Below are 23,918 nucleotides of genomic sequence, written 5' to 3'. Positions count from 1 at the left end.
GCCTCGTGGGCCTCGTGGGCCTCCTCGGCCTCGTTCGAGACGACCGGTTCCAGCCCGTGGGAACGCGGTGGGTGCCCGGTGGCCGGTGCCCGGTGGCCGATCCACGCCGCGGAAGCGGCTTCACCTCACGCGGAGAGCGGCGAATACCCGACAGTGGGCGAAAGGAGGAATTCCAGGTCCGGTGAACAACGTCGAGCTCAAGGCAGTGGTCATGTACGCCGTTTCACATCCTGGGCATGACGGTCGGAATACTTGTCGCCTGATTCGGGTCTCCGATATCGACCAGCCTGCCATCACGCGACGTGCGCGGACAATGACAGCAATGGGAAATATCCGCTCGCGATCTTCCCGTTCCAGGAAGGCGGCAGTGTGGGCTACGGCGACGCCGACCGGTCCGTCACCAGGGGCCGCAGCCGCAGCGAGAGCGCGAGTTCGAGCGAGGACAGTTCCGTGGCCGCCGGGAGCAGCGCCCGCACGGCCTGCAGCCTGTTCGCGACGGTACGTTCCGTGAGCCCCAGCTTGAGGGCGGTGGAGCGGGCGGACTGCCCCGACGAGAGATAGACCTCAAGGGTCTTGCGCAGCGTGCTCTGCCGGCCGTCGCCGCCGACCAGTTGACCGAGGTGCCGGTGGACGAGTCCGCGTGCGACGTCCAGGTCCGCCAGCCCTATCGCCTCGGGGGCGATCTCGGTGAAATGCGCGCTGCGGCGCCCGGTCCGCCCGCACACGCGGTACGCGGACTGGGCCTCGTGGTGGGACTGCCGGAAGCCCGGAACTCCCTTGCCCGGTCCACCGGTTCCCAACTGGCCGCGCGGGGTGCCTATCAGGACGGCCTCACGCACCTGGTCGGGGTCCACCGAGTTGAACCACGCCCACACGATGCTGCGGTCGGCGAAGAGGGAGATGGCGGCAGACCCGTGTTCGTGCGCGAATTCCGTGAGTTTCCTTGCCGCCGCGCCCCCGGCCACGGCGGCGACGTGTTCGGTGTGCAGATCGTAGAAAGGCGATTCGGCGGAGGGGCTCGTTTGGTTCAGGATGGACCGGACCAGCTGAAGACGTGTGGTGTTCTCGTCCGTGCAGCCTGCTTGCACCGCGTCCACGTACTCGTCCGTCACGAGATCGATGATCGACGTTATTTGATGGGACAGCCGACGGCAACATAACTGTAAGGCGTCCAGTAAACGGGGCGTCGGGATCGCGACCTCCTGCGCGGCTTTGAAGAAGGCATCCTGAATGACCACATGCGCGATCCGATAGCTGGCGACGAGGGCGTCCAACGGTGTCTCGTGCAGTACCGCGAGCCGGGTGACGTGCCGTGCCTCGGGCGACCAGACCGGCTCTGCCGGTCCGCTCCGAAGCCCTTTCACGAAACGCGTGAGAAGTCGCGCCGTCTCCGATCGCACCACCGTCACCAGCGCGGGATCCGTACTGAGGGGGCTGTCCGGGAGACCGTCACGCCAAACCGCCGCGAGGATGTCGTCGGCCAGCTTCTCCTTGTTTTCCGCGAGCCATTCGATGAAAACCTCGATCGTGCCATCTGGTGTTGTCATACCGAAAACGTCCTTTGGTTTCGTGGGGGTGGGCGTTCGGTGCCGTTCGATCTGCCGTGGATGAGCGGTGATCGTCGGCTCTCCTGTCACGTTACGACTTCTGTTATCGGCAGATCTATCGGGCGAACGTGCACGCTCCGGTCAAGCGAACGTGCACATTCCCATCGACCGAACGTGCACGATTTTCTCGATCGAACGTTCATGTTTCGGTTCAGCTGGGTGCCGGGCGTTCACGAGTGGGACCGGCCGCGGACAGAGCGCGTTTTCGGGCCGTGCCGCGGGTGGGTCGCCTATCCTGCGACCATGACCGAGCAGACCCGGCTGCACCCCATGCCCGACGACTGGAAACGTGGTCTTGCCGTCGTCGCCCACCCCGACGATCTCGAATACGGCTGCTCCGCCGCGATCGCCGCGTGGACGGACGGCGGCCGGGAGGTCGCGTACGTCCTGGCGACCCGCGGTGAGGCCGGCATCGACACCCTGGCACCGGAGGAGTGCGCCCCGCTGCGCGAACGCGAGCAGCGGGCCAGTGCGGCGGTCGTCGGCGTCACCGAGGTGGAGTTCCTCGACCACAAGGACGGCGTGGTCGAGTACGGCACCGCCCTGAGGCGGGACATCGCCGCGGCGATCCGCAGGCATCGGCCCGAACTGGTGATCACCCTCAACCACCGCGACACCTGGGGTGGGGTCGCCTGGAACACCCCCGACCACGTCGCCGTGGGCCGGGCCACGCTGGACGCGGCCGCGGACGCCGGCAACCGCTGGATCTTCCCGGAGCTGGACCTGGAACCCTGGGACGGCGTGCGCTGGGTCGCCGTGGCGGGCTCAAGCACCCCCACCCACGCCGTGGACGCGACGCCGGGCATGGAACGCGCGGTGCTCTCCCTGCTCGAACACCGCAGCTACATCGAGGTGTTGACGCACGAGGACCCCGAGACGTACGTACGCTCCTTCCTCACCGGTTACGCGCAGACCACGGGCGAACGCTTCGGCGGGAAACCGGCGGTCTCCTTCGAGCTCTTCAGCCGATGAGTCCGATGAGCCCGATGAGTCCATGAGTCCGACGAACCCGAGGAGTCCGACGAGGGCTCACGATCCGTCCTCCCGGCCGCCGGTGATCGGTCCGATCGCGCGCTGCGTAGGGTGGGGACATGCAAGACGAAACCGGCACCGAAGCACCCGCCCCTACCGAACTGAAGGCGGACTGCGCCCAGTGCTTCGGACTGTGCTGTGTCGCCCTGCCGTTCGCCGCCTCGGCGGACTTCGCGGTGGACAAGGCCGCCGGTAGCCCCTGCCGCAACCTCCGGACGGACAACCGCTGTGGCATCCACGCGGAACTGCGGCAGCGGGGCTTCAACGGCTGCACGGTCTACGACTGCCTCGGCGCGGGCCAGAAGGTCTCGCAGCTCACCTTCGGGGGCGCGGACTGGCGCTCGGGCTCCCAGGAGCGGGCCCGGCTCATGTTCGACGTGTTCCCGGTCGTACGACAGCTGCACGAGCTTCTCCGGTACCTCACCGAGGCGTTGGACCTGCCCGCGGCCCGCCCGCTCCACCCCGAACTGGGCCGCGCCCTCGACCGGACCGAGGCGCTCACCCGCCAAACCCCGGAAGAACTAGTCGAGTTGGATGTGCCGTCGGTCCGCCAGGACGTCAACGTCCTGCTGCTGCGCGCCAGTGAGCTGGCGCGTGCGGGCCTCGGCGGGGGCAGGAAGAAGGAGCGCCGGGGAGCCGACCTCATGGGCGCCCGGCTCAAGGGCGCCGATCTGAGAGGCGCCAACCTCCGCGGCGCCTACCTCATCGCCGCCGATCTCACGGGAGCCGATCTGCGGAGCGCGGATCTGATAGGCGCCGACCTGCGGGACACCGATCTCACGGACGCCGACCTGACCGGCGCGCTCTTCCTCACCCAGCCGCAGCTCAACGCCGCGAAGGGCAGCCCCGGCACCAGGCTTCCCGCGTCAGTCACCCGCCCCGGTCACTGGACACCGTGAAGCCGAGGACGTCTCGGCCACCCCCGGCGCTCCCGACGCCCCCGGGTTCTCCGACCGCTCCGACCGCTCCGACCGCTCCGACCGCTCTGAATGCGCAGGCGTCGCGGGGGAGCGGCGGTCGAGACGCAGTGTCAGTCCCTCCGGCATCAGCGTGAGCCGTTCGGCCACCCGCAGCCGGTACGCCGGATCCGGCCGCAGTTCGTAGCGGCGCAGCAGCAGCCCCAGGACCAAGGTCGCCTCGTGCAGCGCGAACTGCCGCCCGATGCACGCCCGCGCACCGGTGCCGAAGGGCTTGAACGTGTGCGCGGGCCGGGCCCGTACGGCTCCCGGCTCGAAGCGGTCGGGGTCGAACCTCTCCGCGTCCGGGCCCCATACCTCGGCGTCGCGGTGCAGCAGTGAGGTCAGGACCAGTGCCCACGCGCCCCGGCGCATCGGATGGACACCGCCGAGGACCGTGTCCTCCCTGGCCTCGCGGGCGTACGCGGGCGCCGTCGGCCACAGGCGCAGCGATTCGTCGAGCACCCGCCGTACGTACCGGAGCCGGGCGACCTGGTCGTAGGCCGGTTCGGGCGCGTCGCCCCAGACACGGTCCACCTCCGCGCGGGCGCGGGCGGCGATGTCGGGGTGGCGGGCGAGGTAGTGCAGCGCGAAGGAGAGCGCGCCGGACGTCGTCTCGTGCCCCGCGATCAGGAAGGTGATGACCTGGCGGCGGATGTTCTCCGGGGTGAGGCGCTCACCCGTCTCCGGGTGGGCCGTGTCCAGCATCCGGTCCAGCAGGTCCCCTTCCCCGGCAGGCCCGTGGAGACGGGCCTCGACCACGTCGTCGACCGTGCGGTTGAGGAACGCCATGTCGGCCTCGTTGCGACGCGTGGCGGAACGCAGGAGCACCGGGGCCAGCGGCACGGGGACGACATTGAGGCGCTGTGCGTACAGCAGGGTGCCCACCATGGCCGTGACGAAGGGGTGCGGCCGGGGTCGCTCGAAGGAGCCGAAGTCATGGCCGAAGCCGGTGCGGGCGATCGTCTCCAGCGTCAGCTTGGTCATGTCGCCGGGCACGTCGACGGCCCGGCCCGCCGCCCGCTCGCCGTCCCAGCGGTCCGTCAGCCGACCCGTCACCTCCAGCATCATCGCGTGGTAGCTCTCCATCGCCTCGCGGCTGAAGCCGGGCGCGAGCACGTCGTGCGCCAGCTGCCAGTTGGGCTCGTGGTTGTACGCGGTGAAGAGGCCGTCCCCGGCGACCGGCCGGAGGTTGGCCACCCCGAGCCCCACGTGCTTGGCGAACCGCGACTCGTCGGACAGCTCGCCCGCGAGCTTCGCACCCCACACGAAGACGATCTCCTTGCCGAACCCCCTGCGCCGGAAGATCGGTCCGAGCTCCCGCCCGACGCGCAGCGAATCCTGCAACGGGGTGCGGAGGTTGACGCCGACGACGTCACCCAGCAGCGGCACGCGGTGCGGCGGGTGCGGGATGCGGCGCAGTTCGGGCCAGCCCAGCTCGGCGCTTCGGAACCCCTTCGGCAACGCGCTCCTCGTCGGCTCCGCCATCACGCCATCTCCCTTGTGCCGAGCGCCGGTTGGGCTTGTTGTACGCGGATTCAACAACGACTGCCAGTGTGATCCCGCTGTTGAACCGACGTCAAGTAAGGTGCGGACATGGCTGCCAACGAGGGGGAGCGCACGCGCCGTCGGCTCAGCACCGGCGAGCGCCGTGAGCAACTGCTCTGCGTCGGGGCGCGGCTGTTCTCGGAGAGCCCGTACGACGACGTGTGGATAGAGCAGGTCGCCGAACTCGCCGGTGTCTCACGCGGGTTGCTGTACCACTACTTCCCGACCAAGCGGGACTTCTTCGCGGCCGTCGTGGAGCGCGAGAGCAAGCGGATGCTGCGGGTCACCGCCGCCGTGCCCGGGGTGCCGGTGCGCGAGCAGATCGACGCCGGACTCGACACCTTCCTGGAGTACGTCCAGGAGCACGCGCACGGCTTCCGCGCCTTCCACCGCGCGGAGGCGGCGGGGGACCAGGCCGTACGCAAGGTGTACCGCGAGACGCTCGCCGCGCAGCAGCGGCAGATACTGGAAGCGCTCGCGGCGGACCCGGAGACCGCGTGGACCGAGGAGGACCTGCCGGCGCTGCGGATCGCCGTGCGGGGCTGGCTGGCCTTCATGGCGGCGGCCTGTCTGGAGTGGCTCAAGGAACCGGGTTTGTCCCGGGAGCAGGTGCGGGACCTGTGCGCGCGGGCGCTGTTGGGAGCCATCACCGCGTGAATTCCCCGTCACCAAGGTGTGACGACCGGCGCGGCCTGGTTGGCGTACACCCCGATCTTCGGTAGGTTAGGCAAGGCTTACCTAAGGGAGGTTTCGGGATGGGTGACCGTCATAGCTGGACGGCCGCGCCGGCCACAGCACAACGTGCCCGGTCGGTGCTCGCCGCGGCATGGTCCTGCGCGGTGACCGCGGAGGGCGGTCGTGAGGAGTTCATCGGCGTGCACACCGTCGCCGAGGACGGCCGGGTGCTGCTGTCACTGCCGGACGACAGCACGCTCACCACGGCCGCGATCTGCGCGCCCCGCGGAGAGCCGTCCGCCGTCCTCGAGTTCGCCGACGTCGCGCCCGTTCCCGTACGGAACCGTATCCGCGCCCGGCTCTGGATGGCCGGCTGGTTCGCGCCCGCGGACGGATACCTGGCGTTCCACACCACGCGCGCCGTGCTGCGTGAGCCCGGCGGGGCGGTCGTCGTCGACCTCGACGAGTTCGCCGTCGCCGAGCCCGACCCGCTGGCCCTCGCGGAGGCGCAGCTGCTGACCCACCTCGCCGACGCCCACCCGGACGCGGTCGAGCGGCTCACCCGCCTCGTCGAACCGGACAGCCTGCACGGCGCCGTGCGCGTACAGCCGCTCGCCGTCGACCGGCACGGACTGACACTGCGCATCGAGCGTGCGCGCGGCCACGGCGACGTACGGCTGCCCTTCCACCGGCCCGCCGACAACGTCGGCCAGCTGACCGAGCGCATGCACGTCCTGCTCACGGCCGCGAGCACCGCGAGCTGCCCGCGCACCTTGCAGCGGCAGCGCACGGAGAGCGACGGCTGACGCGAACACCCCGTCCGCGGGCCGGAGTCGGGTTCGTCACCAGTCGCCGTCCGCGACGGGTTTGCCCGGCGCGTCTCCCAGCGGCTTGACCTGCTGGTGTGACGGCGGCTGCCAGGGGGTGTGGTCGTCGCCGAGCCAGTCGCCGACCGGCTTGACCGCGCCGAGCGCGTCCGTGGGGTCGAGGTCCGCGGCGTCCTGGTCGTAGTAGTCGAACCAGGGCAGTCCGGCCCGGGTGTAGGCCGCGCGGTCGACGGGCGACGGCGGGGGCGCCTCGCCCGTGATGCGCCGCCACTCGGGCGGCGTCACGAGGTGGACGAAGACACGGCCGGCCGCCGTGGTCGCCCAGTCCGACAACGGGCGGTCGTCCGCGTAGACCTCCTGCCGCATCGAACCGCCGACGCCGAGACCCATCGCCGCCGCGGCGCGCGGTGCGGCGCTCGCCGGCGGTGGAGCGCCCCACTGGGGCGCGGAACCGGGCGCCATGGGCATCGCCGCGCCGTAACCGCCCGCCTCGGCGCTCCTGCGGCGACGCTCCGCCGCCTCCGCCAGCCGGCGCTGCTCCTGACGCCAGGTCTGCAGCGCGGTGCCGTTCAGCGGGAACGACTGCAGCTGTACGCCGCCCCACACCTCCTCGCCGGTGACCTGGCCCTCGACCGTGGCACCAAGGCCGAGCGGGACCGCCACGAACTGACGGACCGTGCCCTTCCCGGAGTTGATGCCGTCGAGCCACGGCTGACGGGGCAGCACCACATAGTTCTGCGGGTCCCGTGCCGGCCGGGGAGTCCACGGTTTGCCGGAGACCGCGCACACCTTGCCCACGCCCACCTGGAGAGCGGCCGGTTCCGAAGTGCCGAAACTCAGCCACATCGCCTCGCGCAGATACACCGGCAGCATCACCCCGCCGCGCGTCAGCCACTCGGCGGGAACCGTGTCCGGGTAATCCTCCACGCGCCGCAGTGGGAACTCGCCGAGCCCCGGGGGCAACGGATGCGTGCCCGTCTCGGGCAGGCGCAGGGTACGGATGAACCGAACCCGCACACCGCCCGCCAACAGCAGTGAGTTCCCGTCGATCCGCACGGTTCCGTCGGCCATCCGCACTCCCTTGTCGTCCTTACGTCACGTAGTACGACGTGAGGGGGCGCGGCGGTTCCGCCGTGCGGAGCGCAGCCGTCGGCGCAGGCGGTCCAGACGGGGCATGCGCTCGCGCTGCTCGCGCGTGCAGCGGTCCAGCTCCTCCAGGAGCCGGCGCGAGCGGTGCTCCATGTCGAGTTCGTCGAGCATCCGCGTGACCTCGGTGAGGACGGCGCCGTGCAACTGCCACTGCCGGGCGTCTCGCTGGACCTCCTCCAGGAGGAGCTGGGCCAGCTTGTCGCGGGTGGCGGTCGCGGCGGCGAGCTCGGAGGCGAGCCGGGACTCCGCAGACTCGGCGCTGCGGCTGACGTCGGTGGTGACCAGCACGGCGAAGCTGACCACGGCGTCACCGACCTCGGCCAGCAACTGCTCCAGGGTCGCTCCGATCTCCGGCTCGAACAACGGCTCGGGCGCCCGCTCCTTGGCCAGGTCCGTGAGGGTGCGCGCGAGAACCCGCAGTACCACCGTGCAGATCTCCAACGTGTCGAGCCCGGTGCGCAGAACGACGCGGTGCAGCAGACCCTCCCGTACGCGCGGATTGAGCCGCAGGCTGTCCTCGGCCTGTTTGAGAGCCCCGTCCACGTCGACGATGTCGTGGTCGAGCTCCCGCGCCTCGAGGAGCCGCGCCGCCGCGACCGCCACCGGGGTGCGGCCGGCGGCCTCCTCGCCGACGCGCAGCAGCAACCGCCGCATCCGGCGGGCCAGATCCTCGATGGACTCGCCGGCCGCGACGACCCACACCGGGGGAGCGAACAGCAGATTGCAGCCGAACCCGACCACGGCCCCGATCACCGTCTCCAGGATCCGCGCCCAGGCCGTGTCGCCGACCCGGGTGACGCCGAGGACCAGCATGGCGCTGATGGCCACCTCGGGCACGAACTCGCTCACCCGCACGAGGTGCCCGACGGCCAGTGAGGCGAGGATGAGCAGCCCCAGGCTCCACCAGGTCAGCCCCACGAGCGCGCTGAAGCCGATGGCGATGAGCACGCCCGCCACCACGGAGTTCACCCGGCGAATGCCGGTGGTGAGGGTGGCGTAGAGCGTGACCTGGACGACGAGGAGCGCGGTCAGGGGAGCGGTGAGAGGGGCGGCCTCCGGGCTGAAGCGCAGCGCGACCACGTACGCGATGGTCGCGGCCGCGGCCGAGCGGACCGTCTGCACGGCCACGGGCTCCTGACGCCACTTCGCGACCTGGGCAGTGCCCGCGGCCCACGCCTCACTTACATCTCGCATGCTTGGGCACTTCCCGTTTCACAGCCGCAACGAACTCGTCCGGACGGCGCGGCTCACCGGGGACGACGGCAAGGAGGCACAGGCCGAGTGGCCAGTTTGACATGGCCGAGAATGAGTTGACCATGGCTGTTCGGCTCCGGGAGGGCCAGGACCCATGGCATGTCTACAACCTGTCCAAGAAGGCCGACAGCTGGCCGGTCATACGGGCGATCTGCTGCTCCACGGTGAGGCTCTCCTCGATGCGGGACCCGGAATCGGGCAGCCTCTTGCCGCGTACGTACAGGGAACAGGCGAGGTCGGCGCACAGGTAGATGCCGACCGAGTTGCCCTCGCGGCCGGCCGCGCCCGCCTTGCGGGCCGTCATCAGGGAGACGCCGTTGCCGGGGTGGGTCGTCAGACACACCGAGCACATGCTGCGGTGCAGGAAGCCCCGCTGCTGGGAGGGGAGGCGCAGGGTCACACCCGCGAGCCGCCCGGCCCACTCGGTCACCAGATAGGAGCGGTCGGGTGCGCCGGGATCTCGCCAGCCCAGGAAATCCAGGTCGTCCCACGGTCGTTCCGCCAGGTCGCGCGGTATCGCCAGCCGCTTGGCCTCGCCCTTGGAGCAGTTGATGAAAGACGTTCGGATGTCCTGCTCGGTGAGTGGTCTCATGGTGAGGGGTTCTCCTGGCGAGTCGTGGGCCGGCGCCGATCGCCGGCCGGCTCCGACGAAACCTAGGGATACTAGGTTTTGGCCTAGGGTACGAAGTCTTGTGGAGGGAGATCCAGTGGATTTCGGGGACATCCACTCACCGCGGTGGCGGGCCCTGCGCCATGTCGCGGCGCTGTCGTCAGGGCCCGCCGTCGACCCGGGGCTGCGGGTGACCCTGAATCTGCATCCGGACCGGCTACTGCGCGGGCGCCCGATCCTGGAGGCGCTGGCCGAGGACGGCACGTACTGCTCGCAGTTCGTCACCGGCACCAGCAATGGTGGGCTGACGGCCCATCCGGGCGGAGACCGCTGGCGCTGGGAGAGCCGGATGTTCGGCCGGGCGTACGATGCGGCGGCTCCGCACGAGCGGCCGGTGTACGGCGCGCTGAACTTCCGGCACCAAGTGGTCGGCGCCGCGCCGAGATTCGGCTCCGCCCACTTCCGGCTGACCCCGGACGCGCTGCGGCGCACCACGTTCTGCTACCCGGACAGCTCCGTCGACCCGACGGCGTTCGGGGTCGCCGACGGGATGTCCCTCATCGGCCTGGCCGAGGCGGACGACCGGGACGCCCTCGACGACTACATCGAGGCACAGGTGCACGGACGGGTCGCCCTGGACAGGCACATGGAGGCGCTGGTCCTGGACCCCTGCTACCGCGGCACCCCCGTCGAGACCGCGGCCCGACGGCTGCCCTGCCCGGTCGAGTGGCACCCCGGATACCGGCTCTCCGTCGAGGAGTTGCGCCGCCATCCGGACTTCCGTGGTCCCCGGTACGTCGCACTGGGGGCGCGGATCGCCGAGGACGGGCACCTCGACCCGCGGATCATCGGCGACGCCGCCCGCACGGGCCGTCACGACCCCCAGGACCTGAAGAAGGTGTGGCACTGCCTGGCCAGATTCGGGGCACCCGCCGGACGACTCGCGGCGGCCGACGAGTCGGCCCGCCGGTCGACTCGTTGACGCAGGGTCTGGTCGCGCCGGACCGCCGCGGACTCGGGATGCACACCGCCGGGCATGGTCAGGCGTCGTCGCCCGCGTCGTCGTCCCCGTGCGCGTCCGAGTTGGACAGACGGAGCGCGAGGGTGCGAAGGAGATCGGTGCTCTTGATCTCGGACCGGCCCGTGTCGTGGACCTCGGCGAGTTCCGAGAACAGGAAGGCGAAGGCGCCCACCAGGGAGATCGCCGCGGGCATCAGAGCGTCGATGACGGCCTGGCCCGCCTCCGCCGGAGTCGCGTCGCCGGGCACCTCGACCGACGGGAACACCTCGGTCACCAGCCTGCCGAGCTGCGCCTCTCCGGCATCGATGTCGACCTCGACTTCCTCGTTGAGCCTGCGCACCATCTCCTGGGTCTCGGTCAGGACGCCGATGGCTCGCAGGATGATCTCGCTCTGTTCCATGCGACGGAGCCTATGCGCTCCGCTTGTTCGGAGGGGAAGGGGACGGGGCGTTGTACCTCGGGCGACTCGCTGACCTCCGGTTTCCACGTCCATCCGTACCCTGATCCTTTACTGGGACCGTACGACTTACGACTACGACGAAACGGGGTGGGCGGGATGTCGGAGGGCGGGACGTCGCGGGAGCGGGCCGTGCGGGTCCTGGAGGCGGCCGGGTTTCCGCCCGGCAGCCTCGACCACTGCCGGCCGCTGAGCGGCGGCACGTACAACACCGTCGAAGAACTCCGCCTCACCGACGGCAGCCGGTACGTACTGAAGGTCCCGCCCCCGCCGACCGTCCCCGGCATGAGCCACGAGCGTGAACTCCTCGCCGCGGAGGCCGAGTTCTACCGTGCCGCCGCCACGGTCGACGTGCCCGCGCCGCGAGTCGTGAGCGTCTCCCTGGACGCGTCCGAAGGCTGTCACCTCCTGATGACGGCCTGTCCGGGCGATGCCTGGGGCACCTACCCGGATACCGAACAGGCGGCACTGCGCAGGGAGTTGGGGCGTCAGGTGGCTCGCCTCCATCAGGTGGAGGGGCCCGGCTTCGGCTACCCGTCCGGCGCCCTCGGCCCTCTGTCCGCCGACTGGCGTACGGCCTTCACCGCCATGTACGACGCCGTCCTGGAGGACGCCCGCCGGTACGAGGCGTGGCTGCCCCGCCCGGTGGACGAGGTGGCGCGCGCGGCCAAGTCGGCGTACGACGCCTTGGACGAGGTCACGGTCCCGCTCCTGGTGCACTTCGATCTGTGGCCGGGGAACATCCTGATCGACCGTCCGGAAGGCGGCGGCGAGCCCAGGATCGGCGGACTGGCCGACGGCGAGCGCATGTTCTGGGGAGACCCGCTCGCGGACTTCGTCTCCCTCGCGCTCCTCGGTGACATCAGGAAGGACCCCGACTTCCTGATGGGCTATCAGGAGTCCGGCGGACGGGCCGAGTTCACTCACCCGGCCCGTCAGCGCCTCGCCCTCTACCGCAGCTATCTCTACCTGATCATGCTCATCGAGACCGTCCCGCGTGGCGCGGGGGACGAGCAGGTCGCCTGGGTCAGGGAGCGCGTCGCCCCCGAACTCACCGCGGCCCTGGACGAGCTGGGTCAGTGAGCATCGGACCGAAGACCGAAGACCGAAGACCGGAGACCGGAGAGCAAAGTCCAAAGACCCCAGTTCTCAGGCCTCAGGCCGCCTTCCGCTCCCTCCCGCCGTGCTCCCGGATGATTTCCGCGTACCGCCGCCCGCTGCCTTTCACCGTGCGCCGCTGCGTCCGGTAGTCGACGTGCACGAGACCGAAACGCTTGTCGTAGCCGTACGCCCACTCGAAGTTGTCCAGCAGGGACCAGGCGAAGTAGCCCGCCAGGGGAGCCCCCTTGCGGGCGGCCGACGCACAGGCCGCCAGATGCTGTTCCAGGTACAGGGTGCGCTCGGGGTCGTCGACCGTGCCGTCGGCGCGGACGACGTCCGGGTAGGCGGAGCCGTTCTCGGTGACGTAGAGCCGCCGGGCGCCGTAGTCGTCGGTGAGGCGCAGCAGCAGGTTCTCGATGCCGGACGCGTCGATCTCCCAGTCCATGGCCGTGCGGGGGATGCCGGGCCGGCGGACCGCCTGGGCGAAGGGGGCGGGGCCGCCGGGGTCGTCGGCGACGACGGACGGGAAGTAGTAGTTGAGGCCGAGCCAGTCCAGGGGCTGGGCCATGGTCGCCAAGTCGCCCGCCCGCTCGGGGAGTTCGACTCCGTACACCTCGCGCATGTCCGCCGGGAAACCGCGGCCGTGGACCGGGTCGAGCCACCAGCGGTTGGTGTGGCCGTCCAAGCGCCGGGCCGCCGCGACGTCCTCGGGGCGGTCGGTGGCGGGCTCGATGCTGGAGAGGTTGTTGACGATGCCGACCTGGGCGGCCGGGGCCGCGGCCCGGATCGCCTGCGTGGCGAGGCCGTGGCCGAGGAGAAGGTGGTAGGAGGCTCGGACGGCTGCCGTGAGGTCCGTGAAGCCCGGAGCCATTTTCCCCTCCAGATGGCCGATCCACGCGGAGCACAGTGGCTCGTTGAGGGTCGTCCAGTGCCGGACCCGGTCACCGAGCCGCTCGGCGACGGCCGTCGCGTACGCCGCCAGGTGGTACGCCGTGTCGCGCTCGGGCCAGCCGCCCCGGTCCTGGAGCACCTGCGGCAGGTCCCAGTGGTAGAGCGTCACCGACGGCGTGATCCCCGCCTCCAGCAGGCCGTCGACCAACGCGTCGTAGAAGTCGAGCCCCTTGGCGTTCACCGGGCCGTCGCCGCCCGGCACGACGCGCGGCCAGGCGACCGACAGCCGGTACGCGTTGGTGCCCAGCTCCTTCATCAGGGCGATGTCCTCGCGCCACCGGTGGTAGTGGTCGCAGGCGACATCCCCGTGGTCGTCGCCGTCCACCTGCCCCGGCGTGTGCGAGAACGTGTCCCAGATGGAGGGCGAGCGGCCGTCCTCGGCGACGGCACCCTCGATCTGGTACGCCGACGTGGCCGTCCCCCACACGAAGTCCTGGGGGAGTGCGGCGAGGTCGATGGTCACAGAAGTCCTTTCGGAGAAGGGGGAGTTGGAGGCGGAGTCGGAGAGCGGAGAGGAGTCGGTCACTTCACTGCCCCGGCGGTGAGCCCGGCGACCAGATAGCGCTGGAGCAGCAGGAACCCGGCGACCACGGGGACGCTCACCACGAGCGAGGCGGCCATGACCTGGTTCCAGTACACGTCGCTCTGTGTGGCATAACCCTTGAGGCCGACGGCGAGCGTGCGGGTGGTGTCGTTGGTCATCACCGACGCGAACAGCACCTCGCCCCACGCGGTCATGAACGCGTACACCGCGACCGCGACGATCCCGGGGATCGCGGCGGGCACGACGACCCGGAAGAGCGCGCCGAGCGGCCCGCAGCCGTCCACCATCGCCGCCTCGTCCAGATCCCGCGGCACCGACTCGAAGTAACCGATCAACATCCAGATCGAGAACGGCAGCGAGAACGTCAGATACGTGAGGATCAGGCCGATCCGCGAGCCGAAGAGCGCGATGCCGGTGGCGTTGCCGATGTTCACGTAGATCAGGAACAGCGGGAGCAGGAAGAGGATCCCGGGGAACATCTGCGTGGACAGCACGGTCACGGTGAACAGCCGCTTCCCGCGGAAGCGGTACCGGCTCACCCCGTACGCGGCGAAGATCGCGATCACCACCGAGCAGACCGTCGCCGCGCCCGCCACGATCAGCGAGTTGACGAAGTACTTCGCCAGCGGAACGGTCGACCAGATGTCGATGTACGGGCGGACCGTCAGCCCGCTGGGCACCCAGCGGAACTTCCCCGACACGTCCTGCAGCGGTTTCAGCGAGCTGGACAGCATCACGTACACCGGCAGCAGGACGAAGCCGGTCAGCAGGGTGAGGAAAATCCGGCGCGACCAGAGGAAGGAGCGCGGTGCGGCCATCGGCGACCGCCGCGCCGACAACGACTGCCCGGACAGCGACGGTTGGGACCGGGACCGCTTGGACAGTGATTGCTTGGACAGTGACTGGCTAGACATCGGCGGACCTCCGTCCGCGCGAGGTCAGGACGAGGTAGACGCCCGTCACGACCAGCAGGAACAGCAACAGCAGCACGGACATCGCCGACCCCGTCCCGAAGTTCCATGTCACGAACGACGACTGGTAGATGTGGATCGAGATCAGGTCGGCGGCCTCCGGCGCCGCCTTGCCGAACAGCACGTACGGCGTGTTGAAGTCGTTGAACGTCCACAGGAAGAGCACCAGGACCAGCACCTGGTTGACCGGGCGCAGCGAAGGCAGCGTGATGCGGCGGAGCTGCTGGAGCATCCCGGCCCCGTCGATCGCCGCCGCCTCGTACAGGTCCCTGGGGATGTTCTGCAGGCCCGCCATCACGATGAGGAAGGCGAACGGCCAGCCCTTCCACACCGACACGACGAGCAGCGCGATGAAACTGTTGTCGCCGATCAGCCAGAAGGACGGGCTGTCGGTGAGGCCCAGTTGGTCGTGCAGCACGTGGTTCACCAGGCCGTTGTCGTGCTGGAACATGAACGCCCAGGTGATGACGGCCGCGTACACCGGAAGCGCGTACGGGATGAGGAAGACCGCGCGCAGGAAGCCGCGGCCGCGGAACGTCTCCTGCATGTAGACCGCGGCCGTCGTGCCGAGCAGCCAGCACAGGCCGACGGACAGCACGGTGAAGGCGCAGGTGACGAAGAAGGAGTCGAGCAGCGCAGCGCCGACGGGCGCGTCGAAGTCCACGGACAGGCTGTAGTTGTCGAACCCCGCCCAGGGTGCGGCGCCCCAGTCGCGGATGTAGAACTGCGTGAGCTCCTTGAAGCTCATCACGATGCCGATCACCATCGGCACCAGATGGACGAGGAGTTCGAGCAGCAGGGCGGGCAGCAGGAGCAGATACGGCAGGGCGATACGGCGTACGCGCCCGGTGCGGCGGCGCGGGGTCGGCCCCGTCGCACCGGGCAACGCCTCCTCCCCGACCGCGGGTTCAGCGGTCACGGTCATCGAACGCTCACTTCTTCGGCATCTGCTGCTGAGCCTCGGAGAGCTTCTCCTTGACCGAGGCGGTCGTCACCGGCCGTCCGGCCGCGGCGTCCGCGAACAGCTCCTTCACGGCCGTGCCGACCGCCGTCTCGAACTGCGACTCGTTGGGCACCTGGGGCAGCGGGGCCGCGCTCTTGGCGAGCGTGTCCCTGATCACCTTCAGCGCGGGTGTGTTGAACGCCGGGTCCTCCTGGGCCGCCTTGACCGGCGGGATGGACCCGTATGTCTCGTTGAGCGTCTTCTGCTCGGCGTCGCTCGTCATGAACTTCACGAACTTCGTGGCGCCGTCGATGTTGTCGGTGTTCTTGAAGACGGCCAGGTTGATGCCCGCCACCATCGAGTTCACGGCGGTCTCCGCCCCCGGGCTGCCGGACTGGACCGGCACCGGCGCGACCCCCCACTCGTCGTCGCTCATGCCGTGCGCCTTGAGCGTGGTCGCGGCGGTCTGCCACAGCACCATCGCCGTCTTGTCCTTGGCGAAGTCCTGCAGCGACTGGTTCTGCGCGTACTCGGCGTTGCCGGGCGCGACGACCTTGTCCTTGGCCATCAGATCGACGTACTGCTTGACCGCCGCGACGGCTCCGTCGGAGGTGAAGTCGGGCTTCCCGTCGGCGTCGAAGAAGTCGGCGCCGTGCTGCTTGCCGAGGACGAAGACGTGGTGGATGTTCTCCGACGGGTTCGAACCCTCGGCGGCCAGCGCCCACTTGCCGTCCTTGGAGATCTTCTTCCCGTCGGCGACCAGGTCGTCCCAGGTGGCGGGCGGTCCGGATATCCCCGCGTCCGCGAACATCTTCTTGTTGTAGTAGAGCGCGTACGCCATCGAGTACAGCGGCACCGCCGCCGGATCCGAACTGCTCGCCCCCGCCGAGCCGAGCGCCGACTCGACGAACCGGTCCTTGCCGCCGATCTTGTCGAAGTTCTTGGTGTCCCAGGGCAGCAGAGCCCCCGTCGCCTGGAGCGAGGCCGACCAGGTGTTGCCGATGTTGAGGACGTCCGGGCCCTGACCCGAAGTGGTCGCGGCGAGAATGCGGTTGAGGAGGTCGGACCAGGGGATGACCTCCAACTTGACCTTGATGCCGGTCTCCTGCTCGAACTTCTTCAGCTCGGGCGTGAGGATCTTCTTGTCGGCCTCGATGCTCGGGCCCTGGTTGGAGGCCCAGTAGGTGAGCGTCTTCGGCGAGTCGTTGGACCCGCCTTCCGTCGACGAGCCACCGCCGCAGGCGGTCACGGCGGCCAGCAGGGAGACGGTGACCGCGCTCGCGGCCGCGGCTCGGGTTCTGCGCATAACGTCTGGCGTCCCTTCCCGGAGGGAGATGCGCAAGGGCGCCGCGTTCACTTCCCGAACGCCCTTACGTCTTAATTTAGGACGTGAGTTAAGACCTGGAAGAAAGTCGCGTCAAGAGATAGCGCAGGAGTATCTTGCAGGTCGGGGGCAGGCGGGAAGGAGCCACATGGCGGCGCGGAACGGGCGTACGGTACGTGACCTGCGGCGGGGCAATCGCACGGCCGTGTTGCGACAGCTCTACTTCGACGGACCGATGAGCCGCTTCGAGCTCGGCCCGGTCACCGGACTGAGTTCCGGTTCCATCAGCAACGTCGTCGCGGAGCTCGTCGGCGACGGTCTGGTGGAGGAGGCGGGCAGCGTCGACTCCGACGGCGGCCGCCCGCGCACCCTGCTGCGGGTCGCCCCCGCCAGCGGCCACATGATCGGCGTGGACGTCGGCGAGACTCGCGTACGCGTCGAGCTCTTCGACCTCACCCTCACCGAACTCGCCCGCACGGAACGGCCGTTGGAGCATCAGGGGTACGACGTCGACGTCATCGTCGGCCACATCCGCGACGGCATCACGGAGGTCCTCGCCGCCGCCGAGATCGCCCCCGAGCGACTGCTCGGCGTCGGGATCGGTGTGCCCGGCATAGTGGAGCGCACCCCGGCCGAGGGCGCCGTGGTGTACGGCCAGACCATCGGCTGGCCGGGCGTCCCGCTGGAGTCCCTGCTCCGCACCGCCTGCGGGCTTCCGGACTCCGTTCCGTACTTCACCGACAACGGCGCCAAGACGCTCGGCCAGGCCGAGATGTGGTTCGGCGCCGGACGCGGCGCGGACAACGCGGTCGTGGTCCTCTTCGGCTCCGGCGTCGGCGCCAGCCTCGTCACGGACGACGTGGAACAGGGCCGGGCCGTGGAGTGGGGGCATCTGACCGTACGGGTCAGAGGGCGCCGCTGCCGGTGCGGTGCGCTCGGCTGCCTGGAGGCATACGCCGGGGCCGAGGCCCTGCTGGAGCGCTGGGAGGAGGCGGGCGGACGGCCGCCGAAGCGGGTCGACGAGGAGACCGCGCTCACCGCCATGCTCGCCGCCGCCTATCCGGCCGACGGCGGGGCGGCCGATCCGAAGGCGCTCGCCGTGCTGGAGGAGACGGCCGAGTATCTGGGCGCGGGCCTGTCCGACCTGATCAACCTCTTCCAGCCCGAGCGCATCCTGATCGGCGGCTGGGCCGGACTCCAGCTGGGCTCCCGCTTCCTGCCCTCCGTCCGCGAACACGCCGCCTCGTACGCGCTGCGACATCCCGCAGAGCGGGTCACCATCGAGCTCGGCGCCCTCGGCCCCGACGCGGTCACGGTCGGCGCGGCGATCCTCCCGCTCGCCGACTTCTTCGCCCGCGGCGGAGGACGCGCGGACCCCGAACCGGGCGACCCCCAGCTCCCGGCATGGCGCGCGGCCCTGGAGGAACGGGCTCCGCATTGACGTCCTCCGGGCGGTTTCGCCGGTCGCGTCGGTAGGTACCCGCACCAGGGCCGACAAGCGGTTCTGCCCGGCAAGCGGTTCCGCCGGACGAGGGGTTCCGTCCGACGAGGAGTTCCGCGCCGGGCAGGGGTTCCGTTCGGCCAGGAGTTTCGCCCGACGAGGAAGGGAGCGTGCCGTGACCGACGACCGGACGAAGAGGCCCGGGGAGGACGGAGGCCCCGTTCCCCGGGACATGCCGGACCAGCAGGCCCAGGCGGGCGGCGACCGCTGGGACGTCCCACCCGCGGACCCCGCGCGGCGCGACGGCTCCGACGAGGACGCGCCGGAGCAGCACACGGACGTCCCCGACACCGACGAGGCGGGCACGCGACGCCGGGGTGATGAGCACGCCAGCAGCACCGTGCACCCAGAACACCCCGGGCCGGAGGAGTCCCCGGCCTGAGCCCATCTCGCGGCCGGGGCATGCGATGTGTCCGCGGATCGACCGTGGCCGGTCGTGTGGTTCCCCGTGCCCCTTCCGGGGCGCGGCTCAGGCGAAGGCGTTCACGCCGGTGAGCTCCGCGGACAGCGTCCACAGGCGGGCCGCGGATGCCGGGTCGATCGCGTAGTCGCGTACGCCGGTCCGTTCGCCGTCGGCCGGGGTGGGCTCGGCGATGTCGCAGTCCTCGCAGTAGACGCCGCCCATGCCGGACAGCTGCGGCGAGGTCGCCGCCCACACCTGGGTGGCCGCGCCCTGTTCGGGGGTCTTGAAGCCCTCCGGGTTCAGCGGAGTGCCGTTCTCGTCGATCCAGCCGCGCTCGACCATCTCCTCCTTGGCGAGGTGCCGCTGGAGCGGGGTGAGGATGCCGCCGGGGTGCAGCGCGAAGGCCCGTACGCCGAAGTCCTTGCCGAGGGCGTCGAGTTGTACGGCGAACAGGACGTTGGCGGTCTTCGCCTGCCCGTAGGCCTGCCACTTGTCGTAGCCCTGTCGCCAGTGCGGGTCGTCCCAGCGGATGTCGGAGTTGTGGTGACCGGCCGAGGAGACGGAGACCACGCGGGCACCGCCCGGCGCGATCGCCGGCCAGAGCCGGTTGACGAGAGCGAAGTGGCCCAGGTGGTTGGTCGCGAACTGGGCCTCCCAGCCGGGGCCGACGCGGGTCTCCGGGCAGGCCATGATCCCGGCGTTGTCGATGACGATGTCGACCGTGCGGTCCGAGGCGAGAAACCTCTCGGCGAAGGCCCGGACGCTGTCCAGGTCGCCGAGGTCGAGCTCGTCCACCTCGACCCCGTCGAGGGCGCCGACCGCCTCCTCGGCTACCGACCGGCGCCGCGCCGGGACGACGACGTGGGCACCCGCCTTGGTGAGCGCGCGTGTCGTCTCCAGCCCGAGCCCCGAGTAGCCGCCGGTGACGATCGCCAGCTTCCCCGTGAGGTCGATGCCGTCGAGCACGTCGTCCGCGCTGCTCCGGAAGCCGAACCCCGAACCGATCTTGTGCTGTGCAGTGGTCATACGGACGACGCTACGAAATGAAGCGCGCTCGAAGTCAAACGTGACCAGGCGTGGCGCGGGGGAAGCGAGAAGGACGCACGAAAAGGGAGAAGGGCGCAGAGAAAGGGAGAAGAAGGGGAAGGCCCCGACCGGACGGGGGAATCGCGGTCGGGGCCGTTTGTGGGTGGCCACGGATGGTGGTCGCCTCTCGGCGGAGTGCTCCACAGGGCTTCAGCCGAACGATCTTCCCTGTGGGCGGAAGGTGAGGCCCGGGGACACTGTTCCATCCGCACCCACGAATGATTTAACGGGAAACTACTGGCGAGTGTTCCCAGGTCCGCACGGCGTTTCCCGTGACGTGTGTCACGACCGAGGAGCCGACACGACCGATGAGCCCTCGCGGGCGGGGAGCCGTCGTGGGCGGGGAGCCGTCGTGGGTGGGCGGTGGTCAGGGGTCGCGTACGCCCGACGGTGTCTCGCGGTGCCGCGTCCACGCCAGAAGCTCCTCCGCGGCCCAGGTCGTGACCACCCGCTCCGGAGGCACCCCGCACTCCTCGGCCCGCGCGCATCCGTACGCCTGCCAGTCGAGCTGTCCGGGCGCGTGGGCATCGGTGTCCACGGAGAACAGCACACCCGCCCCGACCGCCCGGCGGAGCAGTCGGCGTGGTGGGTCGAGCCGCTCCGGGCGGCTGTTGATCTCGACCGCCGTGCCCGTTTCGGCACAGGCGGCGAAGACCGCGTCCGCGTCGAACTCCGACTCGGGCCGCCCACGCCCGGTGACCAGCCGCCCCGTGCAGTGCCCCAGCACGTCGGAGTGCGGATCGCGTACGGCGGCGACCATTCGGCGCGTCATCGCGTCGGCGTTCATCCGCAGTTTGGAATGCACGGAGACCACCACGACATCGAGCTGGTCCAGCAGCTCCGGCTCCTGGTCCAGCGACCCGTCGTCGAGGATGTCGCACTCGATGCCGGTGAGCAGCCGGAAGCGAGTCCAGCGCTCGTTGAGTTCCGCGATGACGGCGAGCTGTTCCCGCAGTCGCTCGGGGGACAGGCCCCGCGCCACCGTGAGCCGCGGGGAGTGGTCGGTGAGCGCCGCCCACTCGTGCCCGAGCCGCGCCGCCGTGCGGCCCATCTCCTCGATGGGGCTGCCGCCGTCGGACCAGTCCGAGTGCAGATGGCAGTCGCCGCGCAGCCGGGCCCGCAGCTGCTCGCCGCCCTGCACCAGCGGGCCTGCGGCCTCCGGCTCCAGCTTCGCCAGGTAGCCGGGCACCTGTCCGGCCAGCGCCTCGCGCGCCACCTGCGCGGTCTTCGGCCCGATGCCCTTGAGGGACTCCAGCGACCCGTCGGCTGCCCGCCGGGCCACCTCGTCGGCGGGCAGCCCCGCGACCAGGCCCGCCGCTGTGCGGAACGCCTGTACGCGATACGTGGGGGCCAGGGACCGCTCCAGCAGGAAGGCGATCCGGTCCAGGGCCTCGGCCGGGTCCATGCCTCCAGCCTCGCGCAGCCCGCCCCCGCCCGCACGGCAGCCGACCGGGCCTCCTTGTGCCACCATGAACTGCGACCTCGTACGGACGCCGGCCACGCCGGCGCCGCCGAAGACCACGATGACCGACAGCGCCGCCCCGGCAGGCTTATCGGCGGCACGCGTGTGGAACCGGTGGGATCATGACTGAAATCGCAAGCCCCCACATCTCGCACCCGCGGATCACGGTCCTGGGCGTACAGCCCGGCAATCCGCCCTTCCGCATCGTGGAGATCGACGGCGCTGTCATCGGCGAGGCCAAGAGCTTCACGGATGTCCTGATGGCCGCCGCGGCATACGGCATCCCGGTGCACGACGCCGACGATCCGGAAGTCGTCCGCTGGGTCGGCGGCGACAAACTCACCTGGCACCTCCACTAGGCGCTCCGCTCGGGAGCCATGGGTACACCGCGGGCCGGTGGGGCTGGTGGCGGCTGGTGGGCGTGGGTGGAGGCTGGTCACGCCCGCGATCGGGGTCGCCGAGTCGCTCGGCGACCCGCAGTACGAAGTCGTCGGTGGTTGTGTCGATCCAGTCGCATGGCGGCGCGTTCGGGTGAATGCCCAAGGGGCGCGTGGATCAGCGGATTTCGCGCCGTGGTGAGCCGTCGCGGATGACACCCTCGCGCGCATCGGCAGACACCGGGAGGTGAGCGTGGCCACGCATGGGCCCGCTCCCACGAGGGCACTTTGATCTTGGCGGCCACCGTGATCAAGATCCGGCCCGGTTGTCCTCCGCGTATCCCACCCTCGTACGACTGGAGTCGTCATGTTCCGTCGCCTTGCCCTGCCCGCGGCCGTGCTCGCCGCCGTCGCCGTCCTGGGCACCGCTCCCGCCACGACGGCCGCGCCCGCGGCACCTGCCGCACCCGCCGCGGGCTCCGTGTGCTTCTGGACCGGGGCCGGACAGCACGGCACGTCCTGGTGCTACACACCACCGGGCTATACGGATGTACCGGAGTCCCTGCACGACAAGGCGGCCTCCTTCCGCTCGGACGCGGACACCGCCGTGTACGCCATCGACTGGGCCCGTAACACCTGCTACTACCGGCTGATCAGGGCGCACGATCTGGCCGACAACTGGGCCTGGGGCGCCCGGCTCGACGGAGTCTCCGACACCACGATGGGCTGCGAGGTCGGCTGAGCCGTGCGACTGCTGCGTGCGCTGGGCGCCGCCACCTGGGTGGTACTGGCGCTACTGGCGCTGGCCGGGTGTGCCATGTCGACCGGCGAGGGACGGACGGGTGGGCAGCTGCCCGGGACCGAGAGGGAGCGGGACGACCTCATCAGGGCCGCTCAGCAGGTTCTCGTCGAACGGTGCCTGGCGGGGCGGGGGCTGTCTTCGAGACGAGCCACCGACGAACGGCGGGAGAACGGAACCGGCAGCGGAACCGGCAGCGGCACCGTCGACCGAAGCCGCGACGGAAGCCGCGACGGAAGCCGCGACGGAAGCCGCGACGGAAGCCGTGGCGGAACCGGCAGCGGTACCGACGACGCGGATCGGCGGCTGCAAGGGGCCCTCTTCGGTCGTGGTCGTCCCGAGCTGTCCGTCACGCTTGCCACCGGATACACCGTCAGGGCGCACACCGACGGCTGCCTCGCCGCCGCGCAGCGCGAGCTGTACGGGGACGAGCGGCGCTGGTTCCGTGTCCAGGTCGTCGTGAACAACCTCCGCGCGGAGGCCGCACTGCGTATGAAGGACGACCCCGACTACCGGGCGGCGCAAGGCCGTTGGGCCCGCTGCACCACACCGGACCACAGGCACCAGCCCCAGCCTCGGCCCCGGCCCAGGTCCGAGCGCCCCGATCCCGCCGTCGCCGCGCGCTGCGCACACGAGAGCGGCCTCGACGAGGTGCGCGCCCGACTGGAGCCGGTCCTGTTGGACCGGGTCCGCGCCGAGCGGCGCGACCAGTTGACCACCTACCGGCAGCTGCGCACCCGCGCGTTGCACCGCGCGGCGGATATGTACGCCGGGCGGACCGTTCCGGAAAACCGAGAGAAAGGCAGTACCTCTTCGTGATCATCAAGCGCTTCGCCCTCTCCGCCGCCGCGGCCGTCCTCGCCCTGACCGGTGGTCTGGCCCTGGCCGCGCCGGCCGGTGCCGCCGACTGTCCCAGCGGTGAGTTCTGTGTCTGGGAGAACGCGAACTTCGCCGGCCAGCGAGCCAACTGGTCGGGTGACGACGGCTGGTGGGAGAGCTGGATCGCCGACACCGACTCCTCCTGGGCCAACCACGGCATCTCCGGACCCGGCATCAAGGATCACGTCCAGGTGTACGAGGACAGCGGGCAGGGCGGCGACATGACCATCTGTCTCACCCCTGGACAGGAGGTCGGCTACAACGGCGTGGCCAACGACCGCGGCGACTCGCACACCTGGGCCATGAACTGCTGACAGCGGCAGGTCGCGCGCCCGGCGGGTGATCCGAGGAGGGGAGCGGCACGCCCGAGTGATCGGGCGTGCCGCGCGCCCGGGGGCCGAACGAGCCGAGTGAACGAACTGAGCTCGAACGAGCTGAGCC

Annotated in this window: 24 protein-coding genes; 12 read left to right on the top strand and 12 right to left on the bottom strand. The window is 70.4% G+C overall.

Annotated features, from left to right (window positions below; genetic code table 11):
• Positions 1-374: 374 nt before the first annotated feature.
• Entirely contained in the window at positions 375-1,547 is a 1,173-nt protein-coding gene (locus OHA11_RS02500) for a hypothetical protein (RefSeq protein ID WP_266491511.1), read from the bottom strand.
• 303 nt (positions 1,548-1,850) lie between these two features.
• Here OHA11_RS02500 and OHA11_RS02495 point away from each other — a divergent pair, with 303 nt between their 5' ends.
• Positions 1,851-2,579, top strand: coding sequence for a PIG-L deacetylase family protein (locus tag OHA11_RS02495; RefSeq protein WP_266491509.1), 729 nt, complete (start codon positions 1,851-1,853; stop codon positions 2,577-2,579).
• Between the two features lie 119 nt (positions 2,580-2,698).
• Positions 2,699-3,538, top strand: a complete 840-nt coding sequence (locus OHA11_RS02490; protein ID WP_266491508.1) for a pentapeptide repeat-containing protein — start codon at positions 2,699-2,701, stop codon at positions 3,536-3,538.
• On the opposite strand, the gene OHA11_RS02485 is transcribed toward OHA11_RS02490, so the two are convergent.
• Complete coding sequence (locus tag OHA11_RS02485; RefSeq protein WP_266491506.1) at positions 3,506-5,083, bottom strand: cytochrome P450; 1,578 nt, start codon at positions 5,081-5,083, stop codon at positions 3,506-3,508. The two genes, OHA11_RS02490 and OHA11_RS02485, sit on opposite strands and share 33 nt — an antisense overlap.
• 108 nt (positions 5,084-5,191) lie before the next feature.
• On the opposite strand from OHA11_RS02485, the gene OHA11_RS02480 reads away from it, so the two are divergent.
• Positions 5,192-5,800, top strand: a complete 609-nt coding sequence (locus tag OHA11_RS02480) for a TetR/AcrR family transcriptional regulator (RefSeq protein ID WP_266491505.1) — start codon at positions 5,192-5,194, stop codon at positions 5,798-5,800.
• Between the two features lie 98 nt (positions 5,801-5,898).
• Positions 5,899-6,624, top strand: coding sequence for a DUF2470 domain-containing protein (locus OHA11_RS02475; RefSeq protein WP_266491503.1), 726 nt, complete (start codon positions 5,899-5,901; stop codon positions 6,622-6,624).
• A 36-nt stretch (positions 6,625-6,660) separates the two neighbouring features.
• On the opposite strand, the gene OHA11_RS02470 is transcribed toward OHA11_RS02475, so the two are convergent.
• The 3 genes from OHA11_RS02470 to OHA11_RS02460 all read right to left on the bottom strand — a co-directional run bounded on the left by OHA11_RS02470 (position 6,661) and on the right by OHA11_RS02460 (position 9,640).
• Positions 6,661-7,716 carry a hypothetical protein gene (locus OHA11_RS02470; protein ID WP_266491501.1) on the bottom strand — a complete coding sequence of 352 codons (1,056 nt, stop codon included), beginning with the start codon at positions 7,714-7,716 and terminating at the stop codon, positions 6,661-6,663.
• 24 nt (positions 7,717-7,740) lie between these two features.
• A complete protein-coding gene (locus tag OHA11_RS02465) occupies positions 7,741-8,988 on the bottom strand; it encodes an aromatic acid exporter family protein (protein ID WP_266491499.1) in 1,248 nt (415 codons plus the stop codon).
• Between the two features lie 163 nt (positions 8,989-9,151).
• Entirely contained in the window at positions 9,152-9,640 is a 489-nt protein-coding gene (locus tag OHA11_RS02460; RefSeq protein ID WP_266491496.1) for an FBP domain-containing protein, read from the bottom strand.
• 115 nt (positions 9,641-9,755) lie between these two features.
• On the opposite strand from OHA11_RS02460, the gene OHA11_RS02455 reads away from it, so the two are divergent.
• Positions 9,756-10,640: a DUF3626 domain-containing protein gene (locus tag OHA11_RS02455; RefSeq protein ID WP_266491495.1), complete on the top strand. Its 885-nt coding sequence runs from the start codon at positions 9,756-9,758 to the stop codon at positions 10,638-10,640.
• 58 nt (positions 10,641-10,698) lie between these two features.
• Here the strand turns inward: OHA11_RS02455 and OHA11_RS02450 are convergent, their stop codons facing one another.
• Positions 10,699-11,079, bottom strand: a complete 381-nt coding sequence (locus OHA11_RS02450) for a hypothetical protein (RefSeq protein WP_266491494.1) — start codon at positions 11,077-11,079, stop codon at positions 10,699-10,701.
• A gap of 156 nt (positions 11,080-11,235) precedes the next feature.
• Here OHA11_RS02450 and OHA11_RS02445 point away from each other — a divergent pair, with 156 nt between their 5' ends.
• Positions 11,236-12,219: a phosphotransferase family protein gene (locus tag OHA11_RS02445; RefSeq protein WP_266491493.1), complete on the top strand. Its 984-nt coding sequence runs from the start codon at positions 11,236-11,238 to the stop codon at positions 12,217-12,219.
• A gap of 73 nt (positions 12,220-12,292) precedes the next feature.
• On the opposite strand, the gene OHA11_RS02440 is transcribed toward OHA11_RS02445, so the two are convergent.
• The 4 genes from OHA11_RS02440 to OHA11_RS02425 all read right to left on the bottom strand — a co-directional run bounded on the left by OHA11_RS02440 (position 12,293) and on the right by OHA11_RS02425 (position 16,952).
• Positions 12,293-13,651, bottom strand: a complete 1,359-nt coding sequence (locus OHA11_RS02440; protein WP_266491492.1) for a GH1 family beta-glucosidase — start codon at positions 13,649-13,651, stop codon at positions 12,293-12,295.
• A gap of 59 nt (positions 13,652-13,710) precedes the next feature.
• A complete protein-coding gene (locus tag OHA11_RS02435; protein WP_266506893.1) occupies positions 13,711-14,550 on the bottom strand; it encodes a carbohydrate ABC transporter permease in 840 nt (279 codons plus the stop codon).
• A gap of 88 nt (positions 14,551-14,638) precedes the next feature.
• Positions 14,639-15,628: a carbohydrate ABC transporter permease gene (locus tag OHA11_RS02430; protein ID WP_266491491.1), complete on the bottom strand. Its 990-nt coding sequence runs from the start codon at positions 15,626-15,628 to the stop codon at positions 14,639-14,641.
• A 7-nt stretch (positions 15,629-15,635) separates the two neighbouring features.
• The gene (locus tag OHA11_RS02425; protein ID WP_266491490.1) at positions 15,636-16,952 is read right to left on the bottom strand and encodes a sugar ABC transporter substrate-binding protein; all 1,317 of its coding nucleotides are present in this window, start codon (positions 16,950-16,952) and stop codon (positions 15,636-15,638) included.
• Positions 16,953-17,118: 166 nt separating this feature from the next.
• On the opposite strand from OHA11_RS02425, the gene OHA11_RS02420 reads away from it, so the two are divergent.
• Both OHA11_RS02420 and OHA11_RS02415 read left to right on the top strand, forming a co-directional pair.
• Positions 17,119-18,411: an ROK family transcriptional regulator gene (locus OHA11_RS02420; RefSeq protein WP_266491488.1), complete on the top strand. Its 1,293-nt coding sequence runs from the start codon at positions 17,119-17,121 to the stop codon at positions 18,409-18,411.
• Between the two features lie 175 nt (positions 18,412-18,586).
• Positions 18,587-18,853: a hypothetical protein gene (locus tag OHA11_RS02415; RefSeq protein ID WP_266491486.1), complete on the top strand. Its 267-nt coding sequence runs from the start codon at positions 18,587-18,589 to the stop codon at positions 18,851-18,853.
• Positions 18,854-18,940: 87 nt separating this feature from the next.
• On the opposite strand, the gene OHA11_RS02410 is transcribed toward OHA11_RS02415, so the two are convergent.
• Together OHA11_RS02410 and OHA11_RS02405 are read right to left on the bottom strand one after the other, a co-directional pair.
• Complete coding sequence (locus tag OHA11_RS02410; RefSeq protein WP_266491484.1) at positions 18,941-19,900, bottom strand: SDR family NAD(P)-dependent oxidoreductase; 960 nt, start codon at positions 19,898-19,900, stop codon at positions 18,941-18,943.
• 427 nt (positions 19,901-20,327) lie between these two features.
• Positions 20,328-21,365, bottom strand: a complete 1,038-nt coding sequence (locus OHA11_RS02405; protein WP_266506892.1) for a PHP domain-containing protein — start codon at positions 21,363-21,365, stop codon at positions 20,328-20,330.
• Positions 21,366-21,544: 179 nt separating this feature from the next.
• Here OHA11_RS02405 and OHA11_RS02400 point away from each other — a divergent pair, with 179 nt between their 5' ends.
• The 4 genes from OHA11_RS02400 to OHA11_RS02385 all read left to right on the top strand — a co-directional run bounded on the left by OHA11_RS02400 (position 21,545) and on the right by OHA11_RS02385 (position 23,791).
• Entirely contained in the window at positions 21,545-21,781 is a 237-nt protein-coding gene (locus OHA11_RS02400; RefSeq protein WP_266491483.1) for a hypothetical protein, read from the top strand.
• 385 nt (positions 21,782-22,166) lie between these two features.
• A complete protein-coding gene (locus tag OHA11_RS02395; protein ID WP_266491482.1) occupies positions 22,167-22,541 on the top strand; it encodes a hypothetical protein in 375 nt (124 codons plus the stop codon).
• A 3-nt stretch (positions 22,542-22,544) separates the two neighbouring features.
• A complete protein-coding gene (locus OHA11_RS02390) occupies positions 22,545-23,417 on the top strand; it encodes a hypothetical protein (RefSeq protein WP_266491481.1) in 873 nt (290 codons plus the stop codon).
• Positions 23,418-23,419: 2 nt separating this feature from the next.
• Positions 23,420-23,791 carry a peptidase inhibitor family I36 protein gene (locus OHA11_RS02385; RefSeq protein WP_266506891.1) on the top strand — a complete coding sequence of 124 codons (372 nt, stop codon included), beginning with the start codon at positions 23,420-23,422 and terminating at the stop codon, positions 23,789-23,791.
• The last annotated feature ends 127 nt before the right edge of the window (positions 23,792-23,918 follow it).

It is taken from the genome of Streptomyces sp. NBC_00878 (genome assembly GCF_026341515.1).
Lineage (GTDB): Bacteria > Actinomycetota > Actinomycetes > Streptomycetales > Streptomycetaceae > Streptomyces.
The sequence above is the reverse complement of the archived record's forward strand: the minus strand, read 5'-3'. Positions and strand labels throughout refer to the sequence as shown.